At 71.1% G+C, this 4126-nt stretch carries 6 protein-coding genes and 2 pseudogenes; 2 read left to right on the plus strand and 6 right to left on the minus strand.

The features are described 5' to 3' along the window. The 4 genes and pseudogenes from HUU96_RS12350 to HUU96_RS12365 form a co-directional block, all read right to left on the minus strand. Window positions 1-364 (minus strand): annotated as a pseudogene (locus tag HUU96_RS12350) (hypothetical protein); the annotation flags it as partial. A gap of 2 nt (window positions 365-366) precedes the next feature. Beyond that, entirely contained in the window at window positions 367-810 is a 444-nt protein-coding gene (locus HUU96_RS12355) for an ExbD/TolR family protein (RefSeq protein ID WP_174293074.1), read from the minus strand. Between the two features lies 1 nt (window position 811). After that, window positions 812-1504 (minus strand): protein TolQ, encoded by a 693-nt coding sequence (gene tolQ / locus HUU96_RS12360; RefSeq protein WP_174293075.1) that lies wholly within the window; start codon window positions 1502-1504, stop codon window positions 812-814. 4 nt (window positions 1505-1508) lie between these two features. After that, complete coding sequence (locus tag HUU96_RS12365; RefSeq protein WP_174293076.1) at window positions 1509-2000, minus strand: YbgC/FadM family acyl-CoA thioesterase; 492 nt, start codon at window positions 1998-2000, stop codon at window positions 1509-1511. Window positions 2001-2098: 98 nt separating this feature from the next. On the opposite strand from HUU96_RS12365, the gene HUU96_RS12370 reads away from it, so the two are divergent. Continuing rightward, window positions 2099-2527, plus strand: a complete 429-nt coding sequence (locus HUU96_RS12370) for a hypothetical protein (RefSeq protein WP_174293077.1) — start codon at window positions 2099-2101, stop codon at window positions 2525-2527. After that, window positions 2520-2735 carry a helix-turn-helix transcriptional regulator gene (locus tag HUU96_RS12375; protein WP_174293078.1) on the plus strand — a complete coding sequence of 72 codons (216 nt, stop codon included), beginning with the start codon at window positions 2520-2522 and terminating at the stop codon, window positions 2733-2735. Before HUU96_RS12370 ends, HUU96_RS12375 begins: the two co-directional genes overlap by 8 nt. Here HUU96_RS12375 and HUU96_RS12380 read toward each other — a convergent pair. Next, on the minus strand, window positions 2732-3481 hold the full coding sequence (locus HUU96_RS12380; protein WP_254605212.1) for a hypothetical protein: 750 nt from the start codon (window positions 3479-3481) through the stop codon (window positions 2732-2734). The two genes, HUU96_RS12375 and HUU96_RS12380, sit on opposite strands and share 4 nt — an antisense overlap. 69 nt (window positions 3482-3550) lie before the next feature. Then, window positions 3551-4126, minus strand: a pseudogene (locus HUU96_RS12385) (SPOR domain-containing protein); the annotation flags it as partial.

The raw sequence follows: 4126 nt of genomic DNA on the forward strand, positions 1-4126 counted from the left end.
CAGCTTCCGTCCGACGGAACCGGTGCTTGGCGGGCTGGGGCTTGGCGGGTTGAGCCTTGGCGGGTTGAGCCTTGGCAGGCTGGGGCTTCGCCGGCGCAGGCTTGGGCTCCGGCGGCGGCGGCGTCGGTTCGTCGGGCTGCTCCTCCGCCGGCGCACCCTGCTCGGGGGCCTGCGACGGGGCCGGCGGGGTCGGCGCGGGCGACGCCTGTTGCAGCGCCACGTCGGGGGCAAGGCTCACCTCGATCGCCTGCTCGGGCGGCGGCACCGGCAGCGGCCGGGTCAGCAGCCGCAGCGACAGCAGCGCGAACAGCGCCGCATGGCCGATCAGCGCAATCCCCAGCCCGGCTTTTTCCGCCCGCTCCATGATCAGCGCGGGCTCGCGCCGCCCTCCACGCTCACCAGGGCCACGCGGGTCAGCCCGGCGTGGGCCAGCTCGCCCAGCAGCCTGGCGACGCGGCCATAGTCGAGGCTGCGGTCGGCGCGCAGATACACCTGCGGCGGCTGCCCGCCGATACCGGTCGCGGCGAGATGCTGAAGGCGGTCGGGCAAGGTCGCTTCGCTCACCTCCTCGTCGCCCAGATGGATCAGGCCGTTCGCCTCGATCGACAGCTGCACCGGTTGCTTGTCCTGCTCCAGCGCCTTGGCGCGGCTGTTGGGCAGGTTGACCGGCACACCCGCCGTCATCAGCGGCGCGGTGACCATGAAGATGATCAGCAGCACCAGCATGACGTCGACCAGCGGCGTCACGTTGATGTCGGCGATCGGCGCGCGGCGACCGCGGGCGGCATGCGACGGTAGGCTGGCCGCCACCTCAGCGGCTTCCGTCGAGCTGGCGCGACAGCATCGCGTGGAAGCCGTCGGCGAAGCGGCCCAGCGACGCCTCGATCCGGTTGATGCCGTGGCTGAAGCGGTTGTACGCGATCACCGCGGGGATGGCAGCAAACAGGCCGATGGCGGTCGCGAACAGCGCCTCCGCGATGCCGGGCGCGACCACCGCCAGCGAGGTGTTCTGCGCCGCGGCGATGCCGCCAAAGCTGCGCATGATCCCCCAGACGGTGCCGAACAGCCCGACGAACGGCGCGACCGAGCCGACCGTGGCGAGAACGTTGAGCCGGTCCGACAGAGCATCGATCTCCGCCGCCGTGCTCGCCCCCATGGTGGTCGCCAGCCGCTCACGGGTGCCCGCCTTGTCGATGCCGCCGGCCGCGGTCGAGCGCCGCCACTCGGCGACGCCGGCGGCGAGGACGCGGGCGCTCGGCAACCGGTTGTCCGCCTCCCGCTTGTGAAAGGCATCGACGTCCTCGGCGCGCCAGAACTCCGCTTCGAAGCGCTTCATGCCGCGGCGGGTGCGACCGATCTTGAGCGAGAGCGCGACGATGATCGTCCAGGTCCAGACGCTGGCCGCGAGCAGGCCGATCATCACGATCTTCACCACCCAATCGGCGGCGAGGAACAGCGCGATCGGCGACAGCGAGGCGGCGTCGTAATTGAGAACGGGGGTCATCGGGTCACGCGTCTCCCTGGGGGCGGTGGCCCCGCGTTACTGCATCGGGCGGCAGGAGCCGCTGATAGATCGCGCACCAGGCGCGTGGCTGGCGGCGCGGCCGGCCGTCGGGCGCGACGAACGCCGCGACCAGATCGGCCTCCGCCAGCACAACCGCGCCGCGCCTTACCGTTTGCTGAATGGCGATGCTGGCGGCGCGTACATCCATCAGCCGGGAGTCGACGAACAGCGCGTCGTCGAGCCGCGCCGGCGCGCGATAGCGGATGGCGACGCTGGCGACCGCATAGCCGCCCTCGCCGCCCGCAATCGAGCCGCCATGATCGATGCCGGCACAGCGCAACATCTCGGTGCGCGCCCGCTCCATCCAACGGAGATAATTGGCGTGATAGGCGACGCCCGACACGTCGGTATCCTCGAAATACACGCGCACCGGATAACGGTGCTCGGGCCCGTCGAGGCGGCCTTGGGAAGGCAGGTCGGGGCCGGCCGGCGTCATGCCAGCGGCTGGTAACAGGCGCGGAGTCGCGGGGAAACCCCATTGACAGCTGCGTAACCCATGGGTTACATGTCACCTGTGGGTTACAGGAGGGTATGATGGCAAGCGCAATCGAACAAGCAGAGCGAATGGGCAGGGCGCGCGCCCTTGCCTGCCTCTTCATCGCGGCATTGATCCTATCGCTGCTGCTGGCGAGCTTCGGCCCCACCGGTGCCGATTTCGTGCGAGGCCTGTGGATGGGCGTCACCCTGACGGCCACCCTCTATATTCCGCCGATATCTCGCTGGCTAAAGCCCGGCAGCGCGGTGGCGCAACTGCTCGACGACGAGTCGACCCGCGAGCATCGCCGCCTCGCCAGCACAGCCGGCCTGGTGGCCACCGTTGCGGCGGCGCTGGCGATGGCGTTCATCACCGCCGACGGGCCGGTGGTATCCTCCTTCGACACCGCGCGGGTGATCGCGACGGCAGCGATGGTGGCGTCGCTGGTCAGCTTCGCGACGCTGGAACTGCGGGCGGCGCGTGGCTGAGCAACTGATCAACACGCTCAAGGCCGAACGCGAGCGGCTGGGGCTGACCCAGGCAGCGCTGGCGGAGCGGGTCGGGGTCAGCCGCAAGACGATCAACACCGTCGAGAATGGTGTGTTCATCCCCTCGACGGTGCTGGCGCTCAAGCTGGCGGCGGCGCTCGACCGCCCGGTCGAGGCGCTGTTCGCGCTAGCCGCCAGCGACCGCTAGTTGCTGGCGGTAACCGTCGCGTCCTCGGGCAACGCGGAGAGATCGAGGGTCAGCGCCGGTCGCCGCGCCGGCACCCTTGTCGCCGCGGGCATCGGCGCGAACGGCGTCGGCGGGGTCACTGCCGCCGTCGCGATCACCGTGCGCGGCGCAGGCCCGTCGCGCCAGGCGGCATAGGCGGTGTAGAAATCGACAAAGGGCTGGTCGAGCAGCGCCAGCTGCATCTCGCTGAAGGCGGGTAAGCCGGCAGGGGTCAGCGTCGTCAGGTCGGCAACGATGCCGGCAGCGGCGGTGCAGAAGGCGGGCCGCACCGGCGTTTGCGAGTAGAAGTTGTACAGCCGGGTCATGGCATAATCATAGCCGCTGGTGATCGGCTGACCGCGATACTGGGACGCATAGCTGGCCTGGGCGCGTGCCAGCGGCGTCTTCGCGCGCTTCAGCCAGGCGTTGTAGCCGGCGCGGATCGCAGCGCCTTCGCTGCCCGGGCACGACAACGCGGCGACGTTGAGCCCGGCGCGCAGGTGCCAGATCGCGGCGGCACCGGTGCGGCCCTGGTTGGGTGTCGGGAAGCTGCCGTCGGCAAGCCGCTGCGGCACCAGCATCCCCGGCGTCGCGCCGGGCGGCAGCGGCGGACCCGGCACGACCTCCACCGGCGGCGGCGCAACCGCCACCACGACCGGCACAGAGTGAGTGGCGCAGCCCGCGAGTGCCAGGATCAGCAACGGCAGCGGCCAGTGAATAACGCGCATCATCGTCTCCAACCCGCCCTGTCGCCGGCATGGCGCAGAATGGTTAAGGAGCGGTGGACGCGGGTCGGCTCAGGGCTCGCCGGGGCCGAAGCGCAGGCCCATCATCGGCGGGGCGGCAGTCGCAAGCACGACCGGAGCGTGCTGCGCCCGCCACGCCGCCAGCGTGCTGCGATACGCGTCATAGGCGGCGAAGAAGCCGGTGAACGGTGCCTCCAGCCGCGGCAGCGCGCGAGCGGCGAAGGCCGCAAACGAGTCGGGCGTGACCCCGCGTGCCTCGTCGAGCAGCACCGCCGCCGCCGCGCAGAACGCCTCATGCGCCGGCGGCTGGGCGAAGAAGTTATATAGCCGGGTCATGTCGTCGTCATAGGCCGCCTCGGCGCGGGAGCCGTAGCGCGCGCGATAGCGCGACCGCGCGCCGATCAGCGCCGCCGCGAGCGGAACCTGCTCCGCATCAAGCAGCGCGTTGTAGGCCGCCGGGATCGCCGCATCCTCGCTGCGGCGACACGCGAGCGCCGCGACATTGAGCGCGGCCCGGACGTGCCACACCGTCTCCTCCGACGACAGGTCGCGATTGGGCGTGCGATAGCCGCCGGCGTCGCGCTCGGGCGGGACGAAGCCGCTGGTGGCACCGGCCGGCGGCAGCGG

The organism is Sphingomonas bacterium, from assembly GCF_903644135.1.
In the GTDB taxonomy this organism is placed as follows: Bacteria; Pseudomonadota; Alphaproteobacteria; order Sphingomonadales; family Sphingomonadaceae; genus Sphingomonas.